Raw genomic sequence first — 26312 nt, 5'->3', positions numbered from 1 at the left:
CAGCTGGATCGCCATCAATTCGATGATTGCCTGTGGCATCGGTTAGACTTGCCGACTTTCCTCGTATCAAGAAGCCCGTTCATGGCCCAGCCGTCCACTACCTACAAATTCGAACTGAACCTCACCGACCTCGACCGCAGCGTCTACGAGAGCGTCAAGCAGACCATCGCCCGTCATCCTTCGGAAACCGAAGAACGCATGACTGTGCGGCTGCTGGCCTACGCGCTCTGGTACAACGAGCAGCTGTCGTTCGGCCGTGGTCTGTCAGACGTGGATGAACCGGCCTTGTGGGAAAAGAGCCTGGACGACCGTGTCCTGCATTGGATCGAAGTCGGCCAGCCGGATGCCGATCGCCTGACCTGGTGCTCGCGCCGCACCGAACGCACCAGCCTGCTGGCCTACGGCAGCCTGCGTGTCTGGGAAACCAAGGTGATCCCGGCGATCAAGAACCTGAAAAACGTCAACATCGCCGCCGTCCCGCAGGAAGTGCTGGAGACCCTGGCCAAGGACATGCCGCGCGTCATCAAGTGGGACGTGATGATCAGCGAAGGCACGATCTTCGTCACCGACGATCGCGGTCAGCACGAAGTCCAGTTGCAATGGCTGCAAGGTGAGCGCGGCTGAGGTCGCGACACCGCTGATATTTCCCACGAATCAAAGAGAAGCCTCCGTCGCCCCATGCGTATCGAACCTCGTCAACTGCCTGCCACGCTGCCTTTCCTCGGTGATCTGCCGCCACTGCTGACCCGCCTGTACGCGGCGCGGGGCGTGCAATCGGAAGCGGAGCTGGACAAAAGTCTGGCGCGCTTGATCCCGTTCCAGCAGCTCAAAGGCATTGATGCGGCGGTTGACCTGCTGGTGACGGCATTGGAGCAACGCCAGCGCATTTTGATCGTCGGCGACTTCGATGCGGACGGCGCCACCGCCAGCACCGTCGGTGTACTCGGCCTGCGCCTGTTGGGCGCGGCGCATGTCGATTACCTGGTGCCGAACCGTTTCGAATACGGCTATGGCCTGACGCCGGAAATCGTCGAAGTCGCGCTGACCCGTGAACCGCAACTATTGATCACCGTCGATAACGGCATCTCCAGCGTCGAAGGCGTCGCGGCGGCCAAGCGCGCCGGACTGAAGGTTTTGATCACCGACCACCACTTGCCCGGCGATGAACTGCCGCAGGCCGATGCGCTGGTCAATCCGAACCAGCCGGGCTGCGAGTTTCCGAGCAAAGCGCTGGCCGGCGTCGGGGTGATCTTCTACGTACTCATGGCGTTGCGCGCGCGTTTGCGCAGCCTCGGCTGGTACGAGAGCAAGCCGCAACCGAACATCGGCGAACTGCTCGATCTGGTGGCGCTGGGCAGCGTCGCCGACGTGGTACCGCTGGATGCCAACAACCGCATTCTTGTGCATCAAGGGCTGGAGCGGATTCGCGCCGGCCGGGCGCGGCCGGGGATCAAGGCGATTCTCGAAGTCGCCAAGCGAGAGGCTGCGCGGATCACTTCCACCGACTTGGGTTTTATCGTCGGCCCTCGCCTGAACGCCGCCGGACGTCTGGACGACATGAGCCTGGGCATCGAATGCCTGCTCACCGCCGACGCCAATCTGGCGCGGGAAATGGCTGCGCAACTGGACGGCATGAACCAGGATCGCAAATCCATCGAGCAGGGCATGCAGCGTGAAGCGCTGGCGCAGCTCAAGGATCTGCCGGTCGAGTCGATGCCGTTCGGTCTGTGCCTGTTCGACCCGGAGTGGCACCAGGGTGTGATCGGCATTCTCGCTTCGCGCATGAAAGAGCGCTATTTCCGCCCGACCATTGCTTTTGCCGATGCCGGTGATGGTCTGCTCAAGGGCTCCGGTCGCTCGGTGCAGGGCTTCCATATTCGCGATGCGCTGAGCGTGGTCGCGGCGCAGCATCCGAACCTGATCGCCAAGTACGGTGGCCACGCGATGGCCGCTGGTCTGACCTTGCCGCAGGAGAATTTTCCTTTGTTTGCCGAGGCTTTCGACGCTGAAGTGCGCAGGCAACTTCGCGAAGAAGACCTCACCGGGCGCATGTTGTCGGACGGCACGCTGGCCGTCGAAGAATTCCACCTCGAACTGGCCCGCGCCCTGCGCCACGCCGGGCCGTGGGGGCAGCATTTTCCCGAGCCGCTGTTTCACGGTGTGTTTCAACTGGTCGAGCAGCGCGTGGTTGGCGAGCGGCATCTCAAAGTGGTGCTGAAAAGCGAATGCGGCTCGGTGAAGCTCGATGGCATCGCGTTTGGCATTGATCGCGATGTGTGGCCGAACCCGACGATTCAATGGGTTGAACTGGCTTACAAGCTCGACGTCAACGAGTTTCGTGGCAACGAGACTGTGCAGTTGATGATTGCTCATATCGAACCGCGTTAAGCCATTCGCGAGCAGGCTCGCTCCCACAGGTACGGTGCTGCCTTGTGGGAGCGAGCCTGCTCGCGAAAGCGTCCTTTCACACACTGAATTACTCTGAACCCTCCGTCATCTCCGGTTGTCGACTAGGCTCTAAGCACTGCTTGATTGGCCTTGTGACGTCTTGTCGAATTCTTGCCCGCGGGGGCGGGCGCTGTACCCTTTTTCTGTCACTCGTCGACTTTTCAAACAGAACCCTGGAGCCTGCCCACTGATTCGAGAGGTGCCCCATGAGTCTGCTGCTTGAACCCTTTACCCTGCGCCAACTGACCCTGCCCAACCGCATCGCCGTGTCGCCGATGTGCCAGTACTCCAGCGTCGACGGCCTGGCCAACGACTGGCACCTGGTTCACCTGGGCAGCCGCGCGGTGGGCGGTGCCGGTCTGGTTTTCACCGAAGCCACGGCGGTGACCGCCGACGGGCGTATCACCGCCGAAGACCTTGGCCTGTGGAACGACGAACAGATCGAACCGCTGCAACGCATCACTCGCTTCATCACCGCCCAGGGCGCGGTCGCCGGCATTCAGCTGGCCCACGCCGGGCGCAAGGCCAGCACCCACCGGCCGTGGATCGGCAAGCATGGCAGCGTCAAACCCGAGGATGGCGGCTGGACCCCGGTCGGGCCATCGCCGATTGCTTTCGACCCGCAACACACTCAACCGAAGCAACTGGATGAGGGGCAGATCGCCGAAGTGATTCAGGCTTTCGTCGACGCGGCCAAACGCGCGCTGACGGCGGGGTTCAGCGTGGTCGAGGTGCATGCCGCGCATGGCTATCTGCTGCATCAGTTTCTCTCGCCGCTGAGCAATCAACGCCGCGATCAGTACGGTGGTTCGTTCGAAAATCGCATTCGCCTGGTGCTGCAAGTCACTGAAGCGGTGAGGGCGGTATGGCCGGAGGAACTGCCAGTGTTTGTCCGCGTCTCGGCGACCGATTGGGTCGAAGACGGCTGGAATCCGGACGAAACCGTGGAACTGGCGCGTCGCCTTCACACGCTGGGCGCCGATCTCATTGACGTGTCTTCAGGAGGGACAGCTGCAAACGCGGAAATTCCGGTCGGACCCGGTTATCAGACGCGCTTTGCCGAGCGGGTACGCAAAGAGTCAGGCATTGCCACCGGCACTGTCGGCATGATTACCGAGCCTGCCCAGGCCGAGCACATTCTGCGTACCTGTCAGGCCGATATCATTTTCCTCGCCCGAGAGCTGCTGCGCGATCCGTACTGGCCGCTGCACGCCGACGATGATCTGGGTGGGCGCAAAGCAGTGTGGCCGGCGCAGTATCAGCGCGCGACCCATCGGGATCAGCCCATTCATGAGTCGGATTTGCGTGATTGATTGAAGGCTGAAGAACAAAAGCCCCGAGCCGGTGATGGTCGGGGCTTTTCTATTCGGCAGAAATTTGCGTTGTCCAGGCGGGCCTCTTCGCGAGCAGGCTCGCTCCCACGGTAGGAATGCGGACCTCTGTGGGAGCGAGCCTGCTCGCGAATGACGCCAGAACAGCCGCCTTAGAACCTCAAGGGTATTTACGCTTGTCCGGCGCCGGCGGGAAGTACTGGTACAACCAGGTCTCGCTCAACGTGCGGTCATTGGTGCGAATGAACAGGCGCAGTTCCACTGGCTCGACGCTGTCATTGGTCGGGTACCAATCGAACAGGATCCGATAACCCTTGATGTCATCCAGCACCAGCACGCTGAAGTCCTGCACCTTGCCGTTGGAACAGGTAATCACTGGCTCGATCCCGGTGCCCTGTGGCAGGCGCTCAAGGCCGCCACCGGTGAAGTCGACGGCAAAACGGCGCGCCCAGACTGGCGGGTAGTGCTCACCCGGCGCCCAGCCCTCGGTGAAACCGCCCATGCCCGAACGCGTCGCGTGCACTCGCGCCAGTGGCGTGCCGACCGGTGGCAGCGCGCTCCAGTACAGCTTGTATCCGTAGTTCAGCGAATCACCGGCAGCCACGGGTTTCTTCGGCGTCCAGAACGCGACGATGTTATCCAGCGTCTCGCCGGTCGTAGGAATTTCCAGCAGATCGATAGAGCCTTCGCCCCAGGCGGTTGTCGGTTCTACCCACAGGCTCGGGCGCTTGCTGTACCAGTCGACAGTGTCCTGATAGTTGGCGAATTCGTGGTCGGTCTGCACCAGGCCGAAACCCTTCGGGTCCTTGTCGGCAAATGCGTTGAATTGCAGCGTCGCCGGGTTGTTCAACGGACGGCAGATCCACTCGCCATTGCCACGCCACATTGCCAGGCGATCGGAGTCGTGGATTTGCGGGTGAATGGTGTCGCACATGCGCCGTTCGTGGGTGCCGCAGCTGAACATGCTGGTCATCGGCGCCACGCCCAGTTGTTCGATGGTGGTACGCGCGTTGATGTGCGCGTCGATTTCCATCACCACGCGCTCGGCCTGGCAGTCGATGTCGAAGCGATACGCGCCAGTGGCGCTCGGCGAGTCGAGCAGGGCGTAGACCACAAAACGCGTGGCGTTCTTGTCCGGCGTCTCGAACCAGAACTTGGTGAAGTCGGGAAACTCTTCGCGCTTCTTCGCGTAGGTATCAATGGCCAGGCCGCGCGCGGAGAGGCCATATTGGCCAGTAGCATCGACCGCACGGAAATAGCTGGCGCCGAGAAACGACACCACGTCATGCCGATCCAGCTCCGGTGCCTTGAACAGTTTGAAGCCGGCAAAACCCAGATCGCCCTTGAGCTGCTGGGTGTCGACCGAAGTGTTCTCATAATTGAATAGCGCCGGGCGGAAATGCACCTCGCGCGCCATGCGCGTCTTCGGATCAACGCTGTACATGCGCACCGGCTGACGGAAACCCATGCCGACGTGGAAAAACTGCACGTCCAGCTGACCTTTGTTTTCCTTCCACAGGGAATGCTCGCCGTCGTAGCGGATCGCATTGAAATTCTGCGGAGTCATGGTCGCCAGGGTTGGCGGCAACACCTGTTTCGTATCCTGATAGGCATTGCCGGCGAGCTGCTTGGCCTGACGCTTCAACGCTTCGAAATCGAAGGCCTGGGCCTCGCCATCGGCGGCGCCACCATTGGCCGCCCAGGCGCGAGCGGCCAACAGACCCGACGCGGAAAGACCGGTATAGGCCGCAATGGCCATGGACGCTTTGAGCAAATTCCTGCGGTGCATAAATACAACCTGTCGTGTGCAATCCAGCGCCGTTCCTGGCACCTGTCGGATCGGAAATTACGGTTCGGTCATGCCTTCGGCCAAACGCAACGGACTATAAACAGATGCCCGCTAGCTTAATCGGTTCGATTGTCGGGCAAAAAGGCTTGTTTGCGTTGCGTCATCTGGCAATGAAACAAGACATGTCTGTAATTTTTCTGACAGGGCTCTCTGATTTAGAGGGCATATCTGCTTTTTTCGATTAATTACTCTAAAAACCACTTTTCAACGCCGATTTAATTCCTATTCTATGGGCAAGACCGGATACAAGCCTTCGTGCCGGCGGGGCACACGACGCTGCTCGAAGAGGCAGGGCGATGTGAGGTTCAGCAGTTTCTTGACTCAATAAAGAAGGACATCGTCCATGGCAAAAATACAGGGCATCACCGAAATGTTGGGCATCTTTCCTTGCTTGGGCGGCGGGCGCAGAAGACGCCGTCTCAATTCCGAAGAATTGAAGCTGGTGGAGCGTTATCGAGAGCTATCGGAAAGCGACCGGATCGCCATGCGCTATCTGGTGGATGCGATGCGGAGTGTTTCGCGGTTTTAAGGAGGAGGGGAGAAGGGGGCAGGTCGAAAGGCCTGCCCCTTTTCATTGGGTAACGCTCGGAACGAGCCCTTTTGAGTGGCGAGCAACATCTCGAAGCACACTCGCGGGGCGGGTCCGGGCACTTTCGAACTAGGCTGAGGGCCTTAGATCCGGATAACCCTTGTTTGGAGACGGAACATGAACACCCGTGGATTGCTCGATCAACTGCTCAAGTCCGGGCAGGAAATGCTGCAGAACAAGGCCGGCGGCGCTTCCAGCAAATCGGCTGCCAGCGGACTTGGCGGCTTGCTCGGTGGCTCGTCTGGCTCCAGCGGCCTCGGCGGCCTGCTCTCCGGCGCGGGTGGCGGCGCATTGGCCGCAGGCGCGATGGGCCTGCTGCTCGGCAATAAAAAGGTCCGCAAGGTCGGCGGCAAAGTCGCGATCTACGGCGGCCTCGCCGCGCTGGGCGTACTGGCTTACAAGGCCTACGGCAACTACAACGCCCAAAAAGGCAGCGCACCCCAACGCGAACCGCAAACCCTCGACCGCCTGCCACCCGCGCAAGTCGAGCAGCACAGCCAGGCGATCCTCAAAGCCCTGGTCGCCGCCGCCAAAGCCGACGGCCACATCGACGAGCGCGAGCGCGAACTGATCGAAGGCGAATTCACAAAGCTCGACAACGATCAGGAACTGCAACACTGGCTCCACGCCGAACTCAACAAACCCCTCGACCCCACCGACGTCGCCCGCGCGGCGAGCACGCCGGAAATGGCGGCGGAGATGTACATCGCCAGTGTGATGCTGGTGGATGAGGAAAATTTTATGGAGAAGAGCTATCTGGATGAACTGGCACGGCAGTTGAAATTGGAGCCGGGGTTGAAGGTGGAGTTGGAGAGGCAGGTGCGGTTGGCGGCCGATTGATTCTATGGGGTGAGAAATCGCAGTGTTGTGCTGCGATTTTTTCTGTGTCACTTATTGAAGCGTCAATACAGATTTGCTTGGAAAGCCGTTTTTAATATTTTTGATTCGTCAACAATGATGTAATCAAGCCTCAATCATGAAGTCTTCAACTCTTTCAATGAATTCAATTTTGCTTTTAGTTCTGAACTCACCTAGAAACTTTTCGGAGTTTTTGATTGGCTCACCTCTTCTATCGTATTCGATCGTTAGCATGTCGATCACAAATTCTCCGTCGGGATCCCCTTCGGGCTCGACTCTCGTGTCAAAGCAATGGCCGGTACTCTGGCGGACTCCTCCGATCAGTACCGAACTAGAGAACCAGCCGCAAGTCTCCGGTGTCAACTCCACCTCATATAGATTGTTGATTGTTATTGTCCAGCCGCTTGGTACTCTGATAGGTTGGAGCTTGTATTCGAGTTTTAATCTCATCGGGTCTCTTCAAATCTTTGCATTCGTGAATACTTTGTTCTGATCATTCAAACGATAGTCGTGCTTGCTGTAGCGTTGAATAAGTGCGCTGGCAAGTATCAATTTTTTTACTTTAGTTTGTATTCGAAATTTTCATCTAAACCCAGGGATATGTCCTGATTTTTTGTTCGCTCGAATATAAATATTATTTTTTTAAAAGTTTCGCCCATGCTTTGTTCAGATTCTTTCGAATTTTTCCATACTATTTCAATCGGACGCTCCACGTCCGTACTGAGCAAATCCCACAGAGAATTTAGGTTGTTTCCATAGTACTGAGCCCAAGAAAATGCAGAAGCTATACGCTTGTGGAAATCCTGCTCGGAAGAAATGGATAGGCCGTCAAGTTCAATTATCATTCAGGTTATTTCCATTTTCCTATTGAACTGACAGTTTCATAATGATCACTGGTGATATATAGCGGGTCATTCGAATAGAGCAGCCTGGTTCCAGGTTGGTTGCTCCGTGACATAGTGTTGCTTAGTCCGACGTTGGCCTCATACGAAGTTCGGCTAGAGGCGGATGGGAGAACATTTGTATCATTGTAGAAAATATCTCCACCTATTTGTCCAACGGAAACGCTGTTGTTAACTGCCTTACCCGGCGCCCATTCGCTCTGAGCAGCCTGAGCCTTAGGAAAAGGGGACAGATTTATATTCAGTTTGAAGAAAGAAATCTGTCCTCTTTTACTCAGTCCCTTTTGCTCAGGAGACAAAGCGACCACATGATCGCTCTGTCTTCAGAGATGAATTAGACCTCCTGCCGCCAAGCGGAGAACGTGATCACTGTGCCGGCTTCTTTTCTATTGGCGATTTCTATTTTATAGGTACCACCATCGATGCGGCCTTCAACGAGCGCTTTGCGCTCGTTGCCGCTGACTTCGGCGTCCTTCGCATGCTGCTGATAGAAGTCGATAACATCCGCGTATTCGGTAAAAGTCCTGAGAATGACCTCATATTCATGCTGAGGGCGTCCGGCTATTTTGTCCCAATCACCGTTAATTGGAGTGCCCTCCATACCCGGTGTCGTAAAAACACCGTGAGCGCCAGCGCCAATCAGGTGAGCTCGCTGCGGAAGCAATGCCAGCATCGCTTTTGGAAAATCGGAAGGTAATTGAGCCGCAGTCCACGCTCCCTGTTTCGGCTGAGTCACGATGTACTCAACGTGGGCAATCTTCTGCGCAGCGGCTCGGCGTTCTGGATCGTCACTCTCCGCCCACAGCGCCATCATAGGAGGCAGTTGCTTACTCCAAGTGATCAAAGCGTCGGCGTCACCCTCACTAGCGCCTTCTGGCTGGAAAATGGTCAGCACGGTTTCCGGAGCATCGTTACAAGTCAATGGCTCGTCACGAGACTTGACGGAGCAATGGCCATTGACCAGTCCTACGGCGAGCAACTGCCCCTTGTCGTCCAGCAGCAATGCGCCGCGCTCCAATCCGTTGTTACCGTCGTCCATGGCGGTGATCATTTTTCTGCCGGGAGGCACTCCATCAACAAACGTCGCCATTTCCGAATCGAGCGCTTCAAGAACCTGCTGCACGATCATCGTATTGTCATTGGTGTAACTTCCGGTTTGGTAGCCAAGAAAATCAACGAGTGCAGAGCGAACCGCCGGGTCTTGGTTGAGCTTGTGAGCCCGTTCTGGACTGGCTTCGTTTGTAAGCAACAAGACAGTTGTGCCGTCGGGATGTTGTTCGGATCGTAGTGACAGCGCGCTTGCGCTTAGGGAGAAGGTAAAGGCTAGAAGCAAGGAGAGAGTGCGGCTCAAGTGTTTCAAGATAACAGTCCTTTGATTATTTAATCCGTGAGAGTGGTCGCAGAGATTTGATCTGGTGATTATGCGTTGAGCATAAGTTTCCTGTTTTTCATTATTCTTGAATGGAGAGTTTAAGTTGACAGTCGCCTTGAAGGTTTCAGTGACGTGTTTTTCACGCATATCAGGCGGCCCAGCAGATTTCTTCGTACAGCTAATCATTCAAGGCTTCCAGAATTCAATTCCCTCCATATGACGCTCTATGTCATTCATGTGAATCCTCACCAGGAATTGGGGCAAATTTTTTGCTGATGATTTTTTGATCTTGGATTGGTCGCTGAGTGACGTATCATCGTTAATGAGCTCGGTTGTAGTTTTTGATATTCTTTAACCGGTTTGTCGCTATCGTAACTTCCCATTTTTTATAGAGAAATCAAGGTAAATTCAATGTTTGCGAGTGCTTTCAGAGTATCTTCGATGATGAGTGTGAATATCCTGTTTTTATATTTGTTTTCTCTGATTGAATGGCGCAAATGGGGGCGGATTTATTTCAATAGAAAATCGATTTTCCCTATTTTTCTGCTATGTGTCATGTTTAAGTGGTCGCACTAAAATTGATTTCGCCCTCGCTGCTTATGCAACCTATCAAACTAAACTGCTCGGAGAAAAAATAGGTGTGTTGCGGTATTTCAGAAAATGTCATTATTATTTTTTTCAGATCGGCGGTGTGGAATCTATAAGCATTCTCTGTGAGCGAGTCGCCGATAAAGGTAATCTCAGTTATTTTGAGATCTTTTGCTTTTTCTGAAATTTCTTCAATGGCTTTGTTTATAGTGTTTTTTGAATGCGATGTGCTGTTGGGAAGTGAGCTCCAAGCGATTTTTGATCCAATAAACGGAAAATTTCTATTGATATGTGAGACGGCGTTGTCATGTGCATCATTGTCAAGTTTCATGTAGTTAATGCTGGATTCTAACAATTCTTTCTCAAGTTCTTCGTCGAAGTAGCTCATTTTTTAAATGCCTTTAGTAATTTTAATACGGTTTTTTCGCTTGCATTGAAAAGGTAATGTGGTGCTGGCTTTTTTCCTGACCAAACGTTTATATGTGCGCCGCTTCTTTCATCATATTCGATTCGATAGCCAGTCTTGCCGTCAGCGGTTTGCATGCCTACAACCTTCCCGGCATTCGTACCAAACTTCCCAATGGTTGGCTTTTCTGCTTTGAATCCATTGCTTTCAAGCCATTCAAGTGCCTTATTGCGAGCTTGCTCGAAATGCTCAAAATTAAGTGTCTCGCCAACCTCGGGCGGGGTCGTTTTTTGCGGAGGCTTTTTCGGAGTGGCACCGTTTGTCTGTTTACACACCAGCCCCAACGGATCCACCCACCCCGTAGGGTTAGGCACGTATTGGTAGCTATTCAAACCACCCGCAAGCTTGATCGGATCCGGCGTCAAAAACCGTCCAGTCCCCGGATTGTAGTAGCGGTGGCGGTTGTAATGTAAGCCTGTCTCGGCGTCGAAATACTGACCCTGGAAGCGCAACGGGTTATCAATTTCGCTGACATCCAGCGCCGCGAGGTTGCCGTAGGCGCGGTATTTTGCCGACCACATGATTTCGCCGCTGTAGTCGGTGAGTTCCTGCGGTGTGCCGAGGTGGTCGAGTTGGTAATAGAACGGGGCCGCTTTTAGCGGGCCTTCGCCGTCGAGCATTGCCAACGGGCGGAAACTGCCCGGTTCGTAGATGTAGCTGCGATAACGATTTTCTGCGCTTTCGGCGATGAGGCGTTCGCCTTGCCAGAGGAATTCAGTGGTGTGGCCGTCGACGGTTTTCTCGATGCGGCGGCCGAAGGCGTCGTATTTATAGGATGCGGTGCTGCCACCCGGCAGGCTGACGCCGATCAGGCGGTGCTGGCAGTCGTAGCGGTACTCGGTGACGAGCTTCTGGCCGGTGCCGCGACGCTCTCGGATCAGGTTGCCGTAAGCGTCGTAGTCGTAGTGGCGGTCGCCCTGCATGAGCAGGCGATTGCCTTTGACGTTGGCGAGGTTGGCTGCGGGCAGGTCATTTTGTCCGAGGAGGTTGCCTGCCGGGTCGTGAGCGAAGCTCTCTGGCATGGCGCCGCGTACGCTGATCAGTCGGTCGAGTGGATCGTAGTGATAGCTGCGGTTGCCTTTGCGGCTGTCGTTAATACCGGCGAGGTTGCCGTTGGCATCGTAGTTGTAGCGACGCTGGAACAGGTGCTTGTCCCGTTGGCTGACGCTGTGGGCCTGTAGTCGGCCCTGTTCATCGTATTGGTATTGGCTAAGCAGCAAGCCTTGTTGGCGTTGTTGCTCGCGACCGGCGTTGAACTGGTGGCTGGTCAGGCGAGAGCCGTTGAGGTCGATGCTGCTCAGCCGTCCACCGGACAAATGACGGTAATCGAGCGTGCAGCCATCGGGCAGACGGCAGTGGCTGAGCTGACCGACTTTGTCGTAAGCGTAACGCGTGGTGCCCCAGCCCTGATGTTCGGTGATCAAGCGATCTTGCACGTCGTATTCATAAGCGAGCGGCCAATGGCCGTCGTCGACGTTTACCAGGCGACCGAGTGCGTCGTAGCTGTAATGAATCTCTTCGCCATCGGGCAGCGTCTTGACCAGCAAACGGCCTGCGGCATCGCGCTGGTATTCGGTAACCAGTTCGCTACCGCCGTCGCCGAACTCGGTTTTCTTCAGCAGTTGGCCGTTCAGGTCGTACTCGTACGCGGTGCGGCGGCCGTCGAAGCCGGTTTCCTGCTGGATCAGGCCGTTCGGGTAATAATCGAGTTGATAGCGTTCGCCGCGCTCGTTTTCGATCTCGGTGAGGTTGAGTTGCGAGTTGTCGTAGCGATAGCGCAGTTGGCTGCCGTCGGGATTAATCCGGCGGCTGACGAGGTGCAGGTTGTCGGCGTATTCGTAGCGGGTGATCCGCCCGAGCTCGTCGCGTTCGGCGGTGACGCGGCCATACGGGTTGTAGGTAAACGCACGTGTGGCGCCGCCGGGCAGGGTGACCTGAGTGAGGCGGTCGACGGCATCCCATTGGTATTGGGTGATCGCTCCGAATTCATTCTGGCGAGTGATTTGCCGGCCGAGCGCATCGTAGCGATACTTGCGTTGACCTCCATCCGGCAGGTGTTCTTCCAGCAATTGGCCGAGATTGTTCCAGCCCAGTTGATGACGACTGCCGTCGGGGTGGCGGATCTCAAGCAAGCGTCCCTGACGGTCATAGCTGTAGAAGGTCTCGTTGCCGTCAGGATCGGTTTGTTGGGTAATATCGCCCTGGCGGTTGCGTTCGTATTTCCAGCGGGCCTTGCCGCGCTGGACATCAATAAGTTGACCGTTGAAGTAGTTGTAACGCGTCGGAACACCTTCCGGGGGGATCACCGCAATCAAGCGTCCGGCATCGCTGTACTGATACTCGGTGATCGCTCCCATCGGGTCTTTAACGGCGATCAATCGGCCGTTATCGTCATAAGCGTTCTGCGTCTCACCACCGTCGGGTGCGGTCTCACTGACCAGGCGTGCATTTTCGTCATGCACATAGACCAGCTCACTGCCGTCAGCGTTATGAACAATGACCGAGCCTTTATCATCCCACTCGTAACGTGCTTCCATCTGCGCGTAATTGGCCCAATGACGTACGCATCGGGACAGCTTGCCTTCACGCTCCCACTCCCAGAAGAAGCTAGCCCCTCCGGCCATTTGTCGCTCAAGGATGACGTGCTGATCGTTGTAGCGGTAATGCTCGGTTTCGCCCATCGCATTGGTGGAAGAAACCAGTTGATTGAGTGCGTTGTATCGGTAGGTGACGAGGGTATGAATCGTCAGCCATGGGTCTTGGCGTTCGCCGCGTTCATTGTATTCGGGGCGTTGTTGCTGTTGGTCGACAGCAACGATGTGTCTGTCTTCGTAGCGCAGAAAAAGGGCGCGCCCTGCGCCGTTATCTATGCGCTGGATACGATCAACGAAGTCATAACTGATGTGCAGACGATTTTCGTACGCATCGCTGATCGCGGTCAGTCGACCGGCACGGAAATGGTAAAAGCGTGTTTTTGCCCCGGCCTGGGTCAAAATGAGTTCGCCGGGTTCATTGCCTAGATGAATTGCTGCCTGAGCCAGACTGTTAGTGATGGCCGGCCGCTGTTCTGTGGGCATCGGGAAACGGGTTTGCCGGTTCTCGTTGTCCGTCCACAGCACACCCTCATCGTCGATCTGCAAGCGATGAGACAGTGAATGACTCCAGCCATAGCCGAGGCGGCTATCAATTTCGACTGCACTGCTTCGGTATAGGCGTGTCCACTCAAAAGGCAGCAGGCCACCCAGTTCCCCATCGGTGAGCGTCAGTAACTCTTCACCGGTCACCATCGATACTGGTTCGCCGTCTGAGCATGTGTCGTCGACGCATTGTGCTGGTTTTTTCGCTGGGTTCTTCGGCTGTTCGGGGGCGTTGTCGACGGCCTCTACCTGCTCGATCCGTGAGGCTGGCTCATCTTTTTTACGGGTTTGAATCTGCGCATCGGATTCCGCTTTTCCGCCAGTGATCGGTGGCTTGCTCTTCGGAGCTGTCGCGGTTTCGGCAGGTTTGGGAGCGGCGATCTGAACATCCGCTTTGCGTGCCGGATTGAATTTCGAATCACCATTGAGTAGCAACGGCTTCGATGCTTCGGTATGGGGCGTCGCTTTGGACTTGCTGACTTTCATCAACATGCCGGTGAAGTCTTCAATCAGCTTTATGACTTTGCCGCTGCTTTGTACCCCTTTGACGGCTTTTGTACCCACGCGTACGGCCAAGCCAAGACCACCAGTCAAGACAACGCCGATCAAAATGTTGAGCAGGAACTCTGTCGACATTTGCGCCAGCACTTCGGTACAAGTCTGCGGCGGCAGCATTTTCACCCAGGCCACGATGGCCGCGACGTATATCCACATCAACGGCTCATCGCTCGCGATCAATAAAGCAGTGTGAATAGCGTCGGCAGAGGCGTCGTAAATTTTCTTGATCTGTTCTTCAGTGAAAAAGTTTTTCAGCTTCTCGTAGTTTTCGCGAGGATGGGCGATGAGGTCGTAGAGACTTTTGATATCGCCCCACAATCCCATAATCGCTTTCATGAACCCTTCCCAAGCCGCTTCCAGCTCCTGCAAGGCGCGACCTCCAAGGGAGGCATCGGTGTGAGCTTGCCAGAGCGGGAGGAAGCTGGTGCTCCATTCGGTTTGTAGCCAGCCGCCCAACTCGACGATCACGCCTTGGTAGGAATTGAACAAACTGTCGATCTGGGCACGCGTAGGATTCGGGAAGAAGGTGATTTTGTACTGCTGATTGGGAGTAAGGCCTGAGACTTCAAGAATCCCTGATGCGTCAATGGTTTTATTGATGGTCGGGCCAACTTCGTTTTTGCCGATGAAGCGGGCATTGACGACCGGTGTCAGTTGAACTGGCGTATTGCCGATCGGCACAAAGCGCGCGGACTCGAAACTATGGATCAGCACCAGCTTGCCGTTCGCAGGACAGTTGGCATAAAGGGTATTTTCCTTCTTGCTGTCCTTGTCAGCCGTGCCAACTTCGTCACCGACTTTGAATTGCTGCTCCGCATCCAGAATGCCGCCGTACCAGGCTTCGGCATGCTCGCGGTAATCCTTCAGGCACTTCTTGAAGTCGTTGATGATGGCCTGAGCATCGGGTTGTTTTGCTGTGAGACCGCCAACGATCCCGCCCATTAAAACGCTCATACCACCACCTCTTTTTCCAGATAGGCCTTCAACAGCCCGGTAAAGTTTTCTTCCGTGAGTGGCGTGCGTTTAACAAAGCGCGCCACTTTTTGTTTCAGGTTCGATTCGGGAAAGGAGAAATACAGATCGGCGTGTTCCTCCTGCAACCACTGCATCATGTTGCCGATAACGGTTGATGGATTTTCTGCCATCAATTCTTCCAACAACCCCTTCGGCACCTCCCACCACGGCCAGTCCTTGACCTTCGGCACCACCCGCGTGCCCACTTCCAGCGCCTGCCCATTGATCAGATACCGCTCAAACACCGGCAGCACTTCACCAGCCTTCTCCCCAAGCCCCCGCAGAATCGGATAAATATGCCGCCCATCCCAAAACCGGAAAAACACCTCGGTGCCATCCGGCATTTTTACCTGCGTCAGGCTGCGCAGATGCTCGAACACTTCGTTCGGCTCTGAGCGCGATACGGCCAGCCAGCCCCAGTCGAGGGCGTCGGTTTCGGCGATCCAGGGCAGGAAGGCGGAGTTGGCTTTGAGTTCGGTGAGGTAGGGCATCACCGGTTGCCATGTGGAGTAGGGCGTGCCGCCCCAGATCGGGATGAGTTGGGCGGTGGGTTCGGTGAGGTACAGGGTTTTCAGGGCGTCGGCGTCGCTGGCCGCGCTGACGATCAGGTACAGGCGCTCGCCGCTTTGCAGCGGCTGTTGCGCCAGCCAGTCCTTGGGGGTGATTCGTTCAGATGGCACAGGCACCTGCCTTGCATTTTTCGCATTCTTCACAGAACGGCGCGTTACGTTTTAGGGTGTTGATTTGCGCCGGGGTCAGGACCTGGCCAGCCTTGTCGGCATCCGCCTGTTTCAGCACGCCGGGCATCAATGGCGCGGCGCCCGTACCAGCGCCGGGGCTACCCCCGGAGTTCATGTTGATCACCGGCCCGCTCATGGTCACGCCACCAGCATCAATCTTGATGAAGCTGCCGCCGCCGATCAGCGTGAGTTCCGCACCAGCCTCCATCACCACTTTCATGCCGCTGCTCAGGTGGATTTCCTGGCCGGCGTCGATGAACTGGCCGGTGCCGATCTTGATGTGCTGGTTGACGCCGACGGTGAGGTGGTCGTTGGCGCGGGTTTCTACTTTGCGGTCGGCGTAGACGGTGTGGTGTTCTTCGGCCTTGAATTCGCTGTAGCTGTTCTGTTCGACGGTGTCGTGGCGTTCGTTGCCGACGCGGATCTTCTGGTCGTGCTCGATGTTTTCGTCCCAGTCGCGCTGGGCGTGCAGGTAGATTTGTTCCTGGCCTTTTTTGTCTTCGATGCGCAGTTCGTTGTAGCCGCCACCGCCCATGGAGCTCAGGGTCTTGAAGGTGCTGCGGGTCTTGTTCGCCGGCAGTGGATAGGGGACGGTGTTTTCCTTGTGGTACAGGCAGCCGCTGATCAGTGGCTGATCGGGGTCGCCTTCAAGGAAGGTGACCAGCACTTCCATGCCGATGCGCGGGATGGCGATGCCGCCGTACTGGGCGCCGGCCCAGGCGCTGGAGACGCGCAGCCAGCAGCTGGTCTTGTCGTCGGCCTGGCCTTCGCGGTCCCAGTGGAACTGGACTTTGACCCGGCCGTACTCGTCGCAGTGGATTTCTTCACCTTTCGGGCCGGTGACCACCGCGCTCTGGCTGCCGAGAATGCGCGGTTTCGGGTGGCGCAGCGGCGGGCGGTTGGGTACGTCCCATGGCGTGGCCTGGAAGCGGTTGCGGTAGCCCTGGTGGAAATCGTCTTTCAGCGCGGTGGTGTCGCTGGTCACCGACTCCTCGATCACTTGCGGCTGCTTGCCTTCATGCAGGACTTCGGTGAGTAGCCAGAGGTCGTTCCACTTGGCTTTCGGGTGTTCGGTCAGAGCGAGGAAATGGCCGCTGACCAGCAATGGCTGATCACTCTTGCCTTCGGCGAGCTGGAAGTCGCTGCGGTGGCGTTCGAGGGAGCGTTTGGCCAAATGTTTGCCGCGCTCGCGGTCGATGAAGCGGCCCGGGTAATCGTAGTCTTCGAGGTCGGGCAGGGCGTCGCCACGGTTTTCGCTTTCCAGGGTCAGGCGGGGTTTTTCGAAGTCGTAGTCGCGGCGGGTGGTGCGGCTGGTGCGGGTTTCCAGGCGCAGGTCGAAGCGCTTGATCACCGGGTTGCTGGCGACCATGCCGGAGTCTTGCTGATAGGGCACAGGGGCCAGTTTCGGGAACACCGTCTGGTCGTCGCCGAACACCAACTTGTGCGCGTTGGCGCTGTGCTGGAAGTGGAAGTGAATGCCTTCCTCTTCGCACAGGCGCTGGATGAAATGCAGATCCGACTCATCGTATTGCACGCAGTAGATGCGCTCGGGATAGATCGAGCCGGTCTTGAATTCGTAGGCGTTGCCTTGAATACCGTGCTCTTCCAGCACCTGGCCGATGATCTTCGGCACGCTGAGGTTCTGGAATATGCGCTGGTTGATGCGGTGCGCCAGGTACGCCAGTTGCGGGCGCAAGGTCACCGAATAACGGGTCAGACGCTTGCCGGAATCGCCTTGCGCGGCGCGGTAGATCTGGCCATGGATGCCGCTGCCATCAGGCGACAGCTGCAGAAAGGCCGGTTTGTGCAGCAGGGTTTCGAGGTCCAGCGACGGCTGCTCACTGACCAGCTCCACCTCAAAGACAAAAGGCTGGCTGATGGCTTCCCGGCCGGTCAGGGTGAATACCTGAAAATCGGCGGAAAGCCCTTCGATGGTCAGGGCAAAGTGGGTTTCATTGGCCGGCGCGAACATCCCTTGTTCCTCGTGCTGTACAGCGGCGCTCGTCGACGACCGCAAAAAAGCGGCTCAACGTACGCGAAATTCTGGAGGGGCGTAAACAACATCGACCAGCAGAGCTGGCCGATGCGTGTAACGGTCAGCCGTAATTAAACGACTGGAGCACGCCAGTCATCGGAACCCGAAGTACCGGATACTTCGTGGGTCCAGGTGATTTTGCGGTAGGTGAACTGCACTTCTTCCAGGTGGGTGAAGTGCGCGTTGCCTGGATCCTGGCAGTTGTGCATTTTGTTGTTGATGGCGACGATGATCGCGTCTTCCAGTTTGGTGGTGTAGTAGTGCTCTTGGGTGCCTTGAGCCGAAGTGCGGTACCACTGGATAACGATTTCGCTCATGCGCTCGCCGGAAGTCAGAGCTGCTTGCAGCAGTGGCGAAGCCTTGTCGTAGACCTTGGTGATCACAACTGGCTTGTGTACGCGCTGACCGGTTGGCTGACCGGATTGTGGGTCACGCGGGATGATCACGTCGTGGGTGAAAGCCTGAACCATGACCTGGTCTTCGTGGCCTTCCTGGTAGGTGTTGCCAACGGAGTCGGCGGTGAAAGCGCCGGCAGTGATCAGGCCTTGTTTTTCGCCGGTAACCGACATGTACGCTGGTGTTGCCATGGGGTGCTCTCCTTGCGGATAAAGTTAGGGTGCCCGGAGGCGAAATCGCCCGGTGGGTGGCTGAGGGTTATCAAGGAGCGTGCCAGGTTTTGTGAGGTGCCCGGATGGCGGGGGCGCCACGTTAGTTGGTGACCATTCGGGGCAATTTTCAGCGGGATAACCGGGAGAAAGTGCGCAAGAAGTTGCGCAGTACTGCGCAACTTCTTGCGCACTTGGCTGCAGGGCTTGCGCCGCTTGGGCTGCAGAGGATTTAGGCCCTGAAATATTACGACCTACTGCGCAACTTCTTGCGCAGTTGGGGATTTGCCGAGACCGAGGTGACTGCTTCGCGAGCAGGCTCGCTCCCACAGGGACAGTGCTGCCAGCGAAAGCGTCTTATAAATGAAACACCGCGCTCGGCTATACTCCCCGCATTTCGATCAGGCACGAGGATTCACTGTGAAGAACTGGACGTTGCGCCAACGCATTTTGGCGAGCTTTGCGGTGATTATCGCCATCATGCTGTTGATGGTGGTGCTGTCCTACTCGCGGTTGCTGAAGATCGAGGCCAGTGAAAACAGCGTGCGCGACGATGCCATCCCCGGCGTCTATTACAGCTCGATGATTCGCGGCGCTTGGGTCGACAGTTATTTGCAGACCCAGGAGCTGCTCGGCCTCAAGGATGGCCAGGGCGTTTCCAGTGAAGACGCTGCCGACTACAAGGCGTTCGAGGCGCGTCTGCAAGAGCAGATGGCCAACTATCGCAAGACCATGGCCACCGATGAAGACCGATCCGAATTCGCCTTGTTCGAGAAGTACCACGATACCTACATGCAGATTCAGGACGCCGTGCTGGACCTGCACAAGCGCAATCAGGAAGCCGATGCCATCAAGCTGTTCAACGAGAAGCTGACCCCGGCGTGGTACACCGGTCGGATGAAACTCAACGACATCATTGGCGAGAACAAAGTCGTCGCTGATAACGCCATGGCCAATATCGACGACGCGGTGGCAACGGCCAAAGTCAGCATGGTCATTTCCCTGCTGGTTGCGGTGCTGGCCGCCGGCCTCTGTGGTCTGCTGTTGATGCGCGCGATCATGGCGCCGATGAATCGCATCGTGACCATCCTCGACATCATGCGCACCGGCGATCTGAGTTCGCGCCTGAACCTCGATCGCAAGGACGAATTCGGCGCGGTCGAAACCGGCTTCAACGACATGATGACCGAGCTGACGTCGCTGGTATCCCAGGCCCAGCGCTCCTCGGTGCAGGTGACCACCTCGGTGACCGAAATCGCTGCCACGTCCAAGCAGCAACAGGCCACCGCCACCGAAACCGCAGCGACCACCACCGAAATCGGCGCAACCTCTCGCGAAATCGCCGCGACCTCGCGGGATCTGGTGCGCACCATGACCGAAGTGTCCACCGCTGCCGATCAGGCCTCGGTGCTCGCCGGCTCCGGCCAGCAAGGCCTGGCGCGCATGGAAGACACCATGCACTCGGTCATGGGCGCGGCGGATCTGGTCAACGCCAAACTGGCGATCCTCAACGAGAAGGCCGGCAACATCAATCAGGTGGTGGTGACCATCGTCAAAGTGGCTGACCAGACCAACCTGCTGTCGCTCAACGCAGCGATCGAAGCCGAGAAGGCCGGCGAGTACGGTCGCGGTTTTGCCGTGGTCGCCACCGAAGTCCGGCGTCTGGCCGATCAGACCGCCGTGGCCACCTACGACATCGAACAGATGGTCCGCGAGATCCAGTCGGCGGTGTCGGCCGGGGTGATGGGCATGGACAAGTTTTCCGAAGAAGTGCGCCGCGGCATGTCGGAAGTGCAGCAGGTCGGCGAGCAGCTGTCGCAGATCATCCATCAGGTGCAAGCGCTGGCACCGCGCGTGCTGATGGTCAACGAAGGCATGCAGGCCCAGGCCACTGGCGCCGAACAGATCAACCATGCGCTGGTGCAGTTGGGCGATGCCAGCAGCCAGACCGTCGAATCGCTGCGTCAGGCCAGTTTCGCCATCGACGAACTGAGCCAGGTGGCCGTCGGCCTGCGCAGCGGCGTTTCGCGATTCAAAGTCTGATGAGCGAAATCATCGCCAAGCGTGGCGCCGCGCCAGTGGCGAAGCAGGCGCTGTTTCTGCTGTTTCGCATCGGTAGCGAACGCTACGCCCTGCGTGCCACCGAAGTGGCCGAAGTGCTGCCACGCCTGCCGTTGAAGCCGATTGCCCGGGCGCCGCACTGGGTAGCCGGGGTGTTCGCCTATCGCGGGGCGGTGGTGCCGGTGATCGACCTCAGTGCGCTGACTTTTGGCCAGGCCGCCGAGGCGCGGACCAGCACGCGGCTGGTGCTGGTCAATTATCAGCCGGATCAATCGCAATCAGCACAATGGCTCGGGCTGATTCTCGAGCAGGCCACCGACACGCTGCGCTGTCATCCGCAAGATTTCCAGCCCTACGGCCTCGATAACCGCGAGGCGCCATACCTCGGCCCGGTGCGCGAAGATGCGCAGGGATTGCTGCAATGGGTGCGGGTCAATGACTTGCTCGATGACGCCGTGCGCAGCTTGCTGTTCCCCGATCCGCCGCGTGATCCGGCGCAGCTTGAGGCGCAGCCATGAGCAGTGAGCAGCGCTTTTTCGATTTCCTCAAGGAACGTATCGGCCTCGATGTCGCGTCGGTGGGCGCGGCGATCATCGAGCGCGCCGTGCGCCAGCGCACCACGCTGTCCCAGGCCGCCCACGCCGACGAATACTGGCAGCTGTTGCAAGGCTCGCGGGATGAACAGCAGGCGCTGATCGAAGCGGTGATCGTTCCGGAAACGTGGTTTTTCCGTTACCCGGAATCCTTCGCCACCTTGGGCAAACTGGCCCGTCAGCGTCTCGCCGAGCTGAACAACATGCGCGCGTTGCGCATCCTCAGCCTGCCGTGCTCGACCGGCGAAGAACCCTACTCGATTGCCATGGCCCTGCTTGATGCCGGGCTCAAGCCGCATCAGTTCAAGGTCGATGGCATGGACATCAGCCCGTTGTCGGTGGACAAGGCGCGCCGTGCTGTTTACGGCAAGAACTCGTTTCGCGGGCAGGATCTGCAATTTCGCGATCGGCATTTCATGCCTGAGCAGGACGGCCACCGGGTCAACGAATACGTTCGCGAACAGGTGCGCTGGCAGGTCGGCAATGTCCTCGATCCGACGCTATTGGCGAGCGAGCCAGCCTTCGATTTCGTGTTCTGCCGCAACCTGCTGATCTACTTCGACCAGTCGACGCAAAAGCAGGTGTTCGAAGTGCTCAAACGCCTGACTCATGTCGACGGCGTGCTGTTTATCGGCCCGGCGGAGGGCAGTCTGCTCGGGCGCTTGGGCATGCGCTCGATCGGCATCCCGCAGTCGTTCGCCTTCAGCCGCCATAGCGAGCCGCACCCCGAACCGCTGCCGACGCCCAAACCGGTCGCCGTGCCGGTCAGCCAACCATTGCGCAGCGCGCCGCCAGCGCCAGTGCGCAATCGGCCGTTCGCTGCCGTGACGCCTTTGCCGGTAACGAAAAAAACTGCCAACCCCGACGCCGCGACATTGCTGGCGCAAATCGCTGCACTGGCCAACGAAGGCAAAAGCGCCGATGCCCGTGCCGCGTGCGAACAGTATCTGCGCAGCCATGAACCGGTGGCGCAGGTGTTCTACTGGCTCGGCCTGCTCAGCGATGTCGCCGGCCTGAGCCTTGAGGCCCAGGGTTTCTATCGCAAGGCCTTGTACCTCGAGCCGCAACACCCCGAAGCGCTGATGCACCTGGCGGCGTTGCTGCAGGCTCAGGGCGATACGGCGGGTGCCCGACGATTGCAGGAGCGCGCCGCCCGCAGCGGGCGCACCGCCGACAGTGAGCGTAAACGATGAGCGCGTCCGACACCTTGAACGTTACCCACGAAGACGCCCGCGCCATCGACGATTGCTGGAACCGCATCGGTATTCATGGCGACAAGTCCTGCCCGTTGCTGGAAGAGCACATTCATTGCCGCAACTGCTCGGTGTATTCCGCCGCCGCCACGCGCCTGCTCGACCGCTATTCGTTGCAGCAGGACCAGCGCGAAGCAGTGGTCAGCAAAGTCGAAATCGACGTCAAGACCCGCTCGCTGCTGATGTTTCGCCTCGGCGAGGAATGGCTCGGGCTGGCCACGCGCACGCTTGTCGAAGTCGCGCCGTTGCAGGCGATACATTCGCTGCCGCACCAGCGCTCGCGGGCCTTGCTCGGCGTGGCCAATGTCCGTGGCGCACTGGTCGCGTGCCTGTCGCTGGTGGAATTGCTCGACCTCGACGGCAGCGTTGCGCCGGTCAGTGGCGGGCGAGTCATGCCGCGCATGCTGATCATGGCTGCCCATGGCGGGCCGGTGGTGGTGCCGGTGGACGAGGTCGACGGCATTCATGCCATCGACGAGCGCATCCTCGACGCGGCGTCACAGTCCGGTGCGCAGGCCAGTGCCAAGTACACCCGTGGCGTTCTGCAATATCGCGGTCGCAGCCTGCGCTGGCTGGATGAAGAGCAGCTGCTGTCCGCCGTGACCCGGAGCCTGACATGACCCCCGAGCAAATGCGCGACGCCTCCCTGCTCGAACTGTTCAGCCTCGAAGCCGAAGCCCAGACCCAAGTGCTCAGCGCCGGGCTGCTGGCGCTGGAGCGCAATCCGACCCAGGCCGATCAACTGGAGTCGTGCATGCGCGCGGCGCACTCGCTCAAAGGTGCGGCGCGCATTGTTGGTATCGACAGCGGCGTCAGCGTCGCCCACGTCATGGAAGATTGCCTGGTCAGCGCGCAGGAAGGGCGTTTGTTGCTGCGTCCCGAACACATCGACGCGTTGTTGCAGGGCACCGACCTGCTGATGCGCATCGCCACGCCGGCCAATGCGCCGCAACCTGCGGACATTGAAGCCTACGTGACGCTGATGGGGCGTTTGCTCGATCCGTCGGCGCCAGCCGCTGTGGTTGCCACGCCGCCGATGGCCGAGTTGCAGATCGAGCCCGCGCCAACAGCGACAGCGCCGATCATGGACGAGCCCGCCGAGCCGACCCCGCGTAAAAACAAACGCACCACCGAGGGCGGCGAGCGCGTCTTGCGCGTCACCGCCGAGCGCCTGAACAGCCTGCTCGATCTGTCGAGCAAATCGCTGGTGGAAACCCAGCGTCTCAAGCCGCATCTGGCGACCATGCAGCGCCTCAAACGCATGCAGAACAACGGTCTGCGCGCGCTGGAAAATCTCAATGTGCACCTGAAGGAGCATGCGCTGAGCCTGGAAGCGCTCGAGTCGCTGGAAGATGCGCGACGTTTGCTCGCCGAGTCGCAGCAACTGCTCAGCGAGAAAAACGCCGAACTCGACGAATTCGCCTGGCACGCCAGTCAGCGCGCGCAAGTGCTCTATGACACCGCGCTGGCCTGTCGCATGCGCCCGTTCGCCGACGTGTTGAGCGGGCAGGCGCGCATGGTTCGCGACCTCGGGCGCAGCCTTGGCAAACAAGTGCGCCTGGAGATCGAAGGCGAGAAAACCCAGGTCGATCGCGACGTGCTGGAAAAGCTCGAAGCGCCGCTGACTCACTTGCTGCGCAACGCTGTCGATCACGGCATCGAAACCCCGGAGCAACGCCTGCTCAAGGGCAAGCCCGAAGAAGGCCTGATTCGCCTGCGCGCCTCCCACCAAGCCGGTTTGCTGGTGCTGGAATTGAGCGATGACGGCGGTGGCGTCGATCTGGAGAAAGTCCGCCGCAGCATCGTCGAACGGCAGTTATCCCCAGCCGAAACCGCAGCGCAATTGAGCGAAGAAGAACTGCTGACCTTCCTGTTTCTGCCGGGATTCAGCTTGCGCGACAAGGTCACCGAGGTGTCCGGGCGTGGCGTTGGTCTGGATGCTGTTCAACACATGGTTCGCCAATTGCGCGGGGCCGTGGTGCTGGAGCAGACGGCGGGCGAGGGCAGTCGTTTCCATCTGGAAGTGCCGCTGACGCTTTCGGTGGTGCGCAGCCTCGTGGTGGAAGTCGGCGAAGAGGCTTACGCATTCCCGTTGGCGCACATCGAACGCATGTGCGATCTGGCGCCGGAAGACATTGTGCAGGTCGAGGGGCGTCAGCATTTCTGGCACGAAGGCCAGCATGTCGGGCTGGTCGCGGCCAGCCAGTTGCTCAATCGCCCGGCCAGTCAGAACGATGGCGGTACCCTGAAAGTCGTGGTGATCCGCGAGCGCGAGGCGATTTATGGAGTGGCGGTCGAGCGCTTCGTGGGTGAGCGCACGCTGGTGGTGTTGCCGCTGGACGAGCGTCTGGGCAAGGTTCAGGACATCTCCGCCGGGGCCTTGCTCGATGACGGCTCGGTGGTGCTGATCGTCGATGTCGAAGACATGCTGCGTTCGGTGGACAAGCTGCTCAATACCGGGCGCCTGGAGCGCATTGCCCGCCACGGCAATCAAGCTGCCGAAGCGGCGCGCAAACGAATCTTGGTGGTCGACGATTCGCTGACCGTGCGCGAGCTGCAACGCAAACTGCTGCTCAATCGTGGCTACGACGTCGCGGTGGCGGTGGACGGCATGGACGGCTGGAATGCGCTGCGTTCGGAGAACTTCGATCTGCTGATCACCGACATCGACATGCCGCGCATGGACGGCATCGAGCTGGTCACGCTGCTGCGCCGCGACAACCGTCTGCAATCGCTGCCGGTGATGGTCGTGTCGTACAAGGATCGCGAAGAAGACCGCCGCCGTGGACTGGATGCCGGCGCCGACTATTACCTAGCCAAAGCCAGTTTTCATGACGACGCCCTGCTCGATGCAGTGGTCGAGCTCATCGGGGGAGCGCGGGCATGAGGATCGCAATCGTCAACGACATGCCCCTGGCGGTGGAGGCCCTGCGCCGAGCGCTGGCGTTCGAGCCAGCGCATCAGGTGATCTGGGTCGCCAGCAACGGCGCCGAGGCGGTGCAACGCTGCGCCGAATACACCCCGGATCTGATTCTGATGGACCTGATCATGCCGATCATGGACGGCGTCGAAGCCACGCGGCGGATCATGGCCGAGACGCCGTGCGCGATTGTCATCGTCACCGTGGATCGTCAACAGAACGTGCATCGCGTGTTCGAGGCCATGGGCCACGGCGCGCTGGACGTGGTCGACACGCCGGCGATCGGCGCCGGCAATGCCCAGGAAGCGGCGGCGCCGTTGTTGCGCAAGATCCTCAACATCGGCTGGCTGATCGGCGACAAGGCGCCACGCGCGCGCCCGGCGCCGAGTTCGCCGCGCAGTTCGCCGTCACGTCAGCGGCTGGTGGCAATCGGTTCGTCTGCTGGTGGGCCGGCGGCGCTGGAAGTGCTGCTCAAAGGCCTGCCGAAGGATTTTTCCGCCGCGATCGTGCTGGTGCAGCATGTCGATCAGGTGTTCGCCGCCGGCATGGCCGAATGGCTGGCCAGCGCCAGCGGCCTCGATGTGCGTCTGGCCCGTGAAGGCGAGCCGCCGCAAAGTGGTGCGGTGCTGCTGGCCGGGACCAATCACCATATTCGCCTGTTGAAAAACGGCACGCTGGCCTACACCGCCGAACCGGTCAACGAGATCTATCGCCCCTCGATCGACGTGTTTTTCGAGAGCGTCGCCAGTTACTGGAACGGTGACGCCGTGGGGGTTTTATTGACCGGGATGGGGCGCGATGGCGCGCAAGGGCTTAAGCTCATGCGCCAGCAGGGTTATTTGACCATTGCGCAGGATCAGCACAGCAGTGCGGTGTACGGCATGCCCAAGGCTGCCGCGGCGATCGATGCCGCGGTGGAAATCCGTCCGCTGGAAAAGATAGCGCCACGATTGCTGGAGATTTTCCCCAAATGAACAGGTTGATCGGCAATCC

At 58.6% G+C, this 26312-nt stretch carries 20 protein-coding genes; 11 read left to right on the top strand and 9 right to left on the bottom strand.

Annotated features, from left to right (window positions below; translation table 11 throughout):
- The first annotated feature begins 81 nt into the window (after positions 1-81).
- The 3 genes from KVG85_RS15235 (at position 82) to KVG85_RS15225 (ending at position 3761) form a co-directional block, all read left to right on the top strand.
- A complete protein-coding gene (locus KVG85_RS15235; RefSeq protein ID WP_007908961.1) occupies positions 82-624 on the top strand; it encodes a YaeQ family protein in 543 nt (180 codons plus the stop codon).
- Positions 625-678: 54 nt separating this feature from the next.
- On the top strand, positions 679-2388 hold the full coding sequence (gene recJ, locus KVG85_RS15230) for a single-stranded-DNA-specific exonuclease RecJ (protein WP_016771527.1): 1710 nt from the start codon (positions 679-681) through the stop codon (positions 2386-2388).
- A 266-nt stretch (positions 2389-2654) separates the two neighbouring features.
- Positions 2655-3761, top strand: coding sequence for an NADH:flavin oxidoreductase/NADH oxidase (locus KVG85_RS15225; RefSeq protein WP_039759093.1), 1107 nt, complete (start codon positions 2655-2657; stop codon positions 3759-3761).
- A 178-nt stretch (positions 3762-3939) separates the two neighbouring features.
- Here the strand turns inward: KVG85_RS15225 and KVG85_RS15220 are convergent, their stop codons facing one another.
- Positions 3940-5568, bottom strand: coding sequence for a glucan biosynthesis protein D (locus KVG85_RS15220; protein ID WP_071174494.1), 1629 nt, complete (start codon positions 5566-5568; stop codon positions 3940-3942).
- A gap of 403 nt (positions 5569-5971) precedes the next feature.
- Here KVG85_RS15220 and KVG85_RS15215 point away from each other — a divergent pair, with 403 nt between their 5' ends.
- Together KVG85_RS15215 and KVG85_RS15210 are read left to right on the top strand one after the other, a co-directional pair.
- A complete protein-coding gene (locus KVG85_RS15215; protein ID WP_016771524.1) occupies positions 5972-6157 on the top strand; it encodes a hypothetical protein in 186 nt (61 codons plus the stop codon).
- A 177-nt stretch (positions 6158-6334) separates the two neighbouring features.
- Positions 6335-7057, top strand: a complete 723-nt coding sequence (locus tag KVG85_RS15210) for a tellurite resistance TerB family protein (RefSeq protein ID WP_122508298.1) — start codon at positions 6335-6337, stop codon at positions 7055-7057.
- A gap of 123 nt (positions 7058-7180) precedes the next feature.
- Here KVG85_RS15210 and KVG85_RS15205 read toward each other — a convergent pair whose 3' ends face one another.
- The 8 genes from KVG85_RS15205 to KVG85_RS15165 form a co-directional block, all read right to left on the bottom strand.
- Positions 7181-7525, bottom strand: coding sequence for a hypothetical protein (locus KVG85_RS15205; RefSeq protein WP_024011729.1), 345 nt, complete (start codon positions 7523-7525; stop codon positions 7181-7183).
- Between the two features lie 107 nt (positions 7526-7632).
- Complete coding sequence (locus KVG85_RS15200; RefSeq protein WP_122610731.1) at positions 7633-7920, bottom strand: barstar family protein; 288 nt, start codon at positions 7918-7920, stop codon at positions 7633-7635.
- A 391-nt stretch (positions 7921-8311) separates the two neighbouring features.
- The gene (locus KVG85_RS15190; RefSeq protein WP_225926677.1) at positions 8312-9535 is read right to left on the bottom strand and encodes a hypothetical protein; all 1224 of its coding nucleotides are present in this window, start codon (positions 9533-9535) and stop codon (positions 8312-8314) included.
- A 373-nt stretch (positions 9536-9908) separates the two neighbouring features.
- Positions 9909-10325: a hypothetical protein gene (locus KVG85_RS15185; protein WP_122700361.1), complete on the bottom strand. Its 417-nt coding sequence runs from the start codon at positions 10323-10325 to the stop codon at positions 9909-9911.
- Positions 10322-15052, bottom strand: a complete 4731-nt coding sequence (locus KVG85_RS15180) for an RHS repeat-associated core domain-containing protein (RefSeq protein WP_217864263.1) — start codon at positions 15050-15052, stop codon at positions 10322-10324. The genes KVG85_RS15185 and KVG85_RS15180 overlap by 4 nt, the downstream gene beginning before the upstream one ends.
- Positions 15049-15792 carry a DUF4123 domain-containing protein gene (locus KVG85_RS15175; RefSeq protein WP_217864985.1) on the bottom strand — a complete coding sequence of 248 codons (744 nt, stop codon included), beginning with the start codon at positions 15790-15792 and terminating at the stop codon, positions 15049-15051. The genes KVG85_RS15180 and KVG85_RS15175 overlap by 4 nt, the downstream gene beginning before the upstream one ends.
- The gene (locus tag KVG85_RS15170) at positions 15782-17824 is read right to left on the bottom strand and encodes a type VI secretion system Vgr family protein (RefSeq protein WP_217864262.1); all 2043 of its coding nucleotides are present in this window, start codon (positions 17822-17824) and stop codon (positions 15782-15784) included. The genes KVG85_RS15175 and KVG85_RS15170 overlap by 11 nt, the downstream gene beginning before the upstream one ends.
- 134 nt (positions 17825-17958) lie before the next feature.
- Positions 17959-18474 (bottom strand): Hcp family type VI secretion system effector, encoded by a 516-nt coding sequence (locus KVG85_RS15165; RefSeq protein WP_007949952.1) that lies wholly within the window; start codon positions 18472-18474, stop codon positions 17959-17961.
- A 438-nt stretch (positions 18475-18912) separates the two neighbouring features.
- On the opposite strand from KVG85_RS15165, the gene KVG85_RS15160 reads away from it, so the two are divergent.
- The 6 genes from KVG85_RS15160 to KVG85_RS15135 are packed head-to-tail and all read left to right on the top strand — an operon-like array spanning position 18913 to position 26293.
- The gene (locus KVG85_RS15160) at positions 18913-20535 is read left to right on the top strand and encodes a methyl-accepting chemotaxis protein (protein WP_122505643.1); all 1623 of its coding nucleotides are present in this window, start codon (positions 18913-18915) and stop codon (positions 20533-20535) included.
- The gene (locus tag KVG85_RS15155) at positions 20535-21071 is read left to right on the top strand and encodes a chemotaxis protein CheW (RefSeq protein ID WP_217864261.1); all 537 of its coding nucleotides are present in this window, start codon (positions 20535-20537) and stop codon (positions 21069-21071) included. The genes KVG85_RS15160 and KVG85_RS15155 overlap by 1 nt, the downstream gene beginning before the upstream one ends.
- On the top strand, positions 21068-22339 hold the full coding sequence (locus tag KVG85_RS15150; RefSeq protein WP_122505646.1) for a CheR family methyltransferase: 1272 nt from the start codon (positions 21068-21070) through the stop codon (positions 22337-22339). Before KVG85_RS15155 ends, KVG85_RS15150 begins: the two co-directional genes overlap by 4 nt.
- Complete coding sequence (locus KVG85_RS15145) at positions 22336-23019, top strand: chemotaxis protein CheW (protein ID WP_217864260.1); 684 nt, start codon at positions 22336-22338, stop codon at positions 23017-23019. The genes KVG85_RS15150 and KVG85_RS15145 overlap by 4 nt, the downstream gene beginning before the upstream one ends.
- Positions 23016-25286 carry a hybrid sensor histidine kinase/response regulator gene (locus KVG85_RS15140; protein ID WP_217864259.1) on the top strand — a complete coding sequence of 757 codons (2271 nt, stop codon included), beginning with the start codon at positions 23016-23018 and terminating at the stop codon, positions 25284-25286. Before KVG85_RS15145 ends, KVG85_RS15140 begins: the two co-directional genes overlap by 4 nt.
- On the top strand, positions 25283-26293 hold the full coding sequence (locus KVG85_RS15135; RefSeq protein ID WP_125927852.1) for a chemotaxis response regulator protein-glutamate methylesterase: 1011 nt from the start codon (positions 25283-25285) through the stop codon (positions 26291-26293). Before KVG85_RS15140 ends, KVG85_RS15135 begins: the two co-directional genes overlap by 4 nt.
- Positions 26294-26312: the final 19 nt, after the last annotated feature.

It is taken from the genome of Pseudomonas triticicola (assembly GCF_019145375.1).
In the GTDB taxonomy this organism is placed as follows: domain Bacteria; phylum Pseudomonadota; class Gammaproteobacteria; order Pseudomonadales; family Pseudomonadaceae; genus Aquipseudomonas; species Aquipseudomonas triticicola.
Note: the sequence above shows the minus strand (reverse complement) of the source record. Positions and strands in the feature narration are given on the sequence as shown.

Excerpts from the sequence above, each read along its gene's own strand:
- KVG85_RS15235 (WP_007908961.1), top strand. The coding sequence starts at position 82 with ATGGCCCAGCCGTCCACTACCTACAAATTCGAACTGAACCTCACCGAC.
- recJ (WP_016771527.1), top strand. The coding sequence starts at position 679 with ATGCGTATCGAACCTCGTCAACTGCCTGCCACGCTGCCTTTCCTCGGT.
- KVG85_RS15225 (WP_039759093.1), top strand. The coding sequence starts at position 2,655 with ATGAGTCTGCTGCTTGAACCCTTTACCCTGCGCCAACTGACCCTGCCC.
- KVG85_RS15220 (WP_071174494.1), bottom strand. The coding sequence starts at position 5,568 with ATGCACCGCAGGAATTTGCTCAAAGCGTCCATGGCCATTGCGGCCTAT.
- KVG85_RS15215 (WP_016771524.1), top strand. The coding sequence starts at position 5,972 with ATGGCAAAAATACAGGGCATCACCGAAATGTTGGGCATCTTTCCTTGC.
- KVG85_RS15210 (WP_122508298.1), top strand. The coding sequence starts at position 6,335 with ATGAACACCCGTGGATTGCTCGATCAACTGCTCAAGTCCGGGCAGGAA.
- KVG85_RS15205 (WP_024011729.1), bottom strand. The coding sequence starts at position 7,525 with ATGAGATTAAAACTCGAATACAAGCTCCAACCTATCAGAGTACCAAGC.
- KVG85_RS15200 (WP_122610731.1), bottom strand. The coding sequence starts at position 7,920 with ATGATAATTGAACTTGACGGCCTATCCATTTCTTCCGAGCAGGATTTC.
- KVG85_RS15190 (WP_225926677.1), bottom strand. The coding sequence starts at position 9,535 with ATGATTAGCTGTACGAAGAAATCTGCTGGGCCGCCTGATATGCGTGAA.
- KVG85_RS15185 (WP_122700361.1), bottom strand. The coding sequence starts at position 10,325 with ATGAGCTACTTCGACGAAGAACTTGAGAAAGAATTGTTAGAATCCAGC.
- KVG85_RS15180 (WP_217864263.1), bottom strand. The coding sequence starts at position 15,052 with ATGAGCGTTTTAATGGGCGGGATCGTTGGCGGTCTCACAGCAAAACAA.
- KVG85_RS15170 (WP_217864262.1), bottom strand. The coding sequence starts at position 17,824 with ATGTTCGCGCCGGCCAATGAAACCCACTTTGCCCTGACCATCGAAGGG.
- KVG85_RS15165 (WP_007949952.1), bottom strand. The coding sequence starts at position 18,474 with ATGGCAACACCAGCGTACATGTCGGTTACCGGCGAAAAACAAGGCCTG.
- KVG85_RS15155 (WP_217864261.1), top strand. The coding sequence starts at position 20,535 with ATGAGCGAAATCATCGCCAAGCGTGGCGCCGCGCCAGTGGCGAAGCAG.
- KVG85_RS15150 (WP_122505646.1), top strand. The coding sequence starts at position 21,068 with ATGAGCAGTGAGCAGCGCTTTTTCGATTTCCTCAAGGAACGTATCGGC.
- KVG85_RS15145 (WP_217864260.1), top strand. The coding sequence starts at position 22,336 with ATGAGCGCGTCCGACACCTTGAACGTTACCCACGAAGACGCCCGCGCC.
- KVG85_RS15140 (WP_217864259.1), top strand. The coding sequence starts at position 23,016 with ATGACCCCCGAGCAAATGCGCGACGCCTCCCTGCTCGAACTGTTCAGC.
- KVG85_RS15135 (WP_125927852.1), top strand. The coding sequence starts at position 25,283 with ATGAGGATCGCAATCGTCAACGACATGCCCCTGGCGGTGGAGGCCCTG.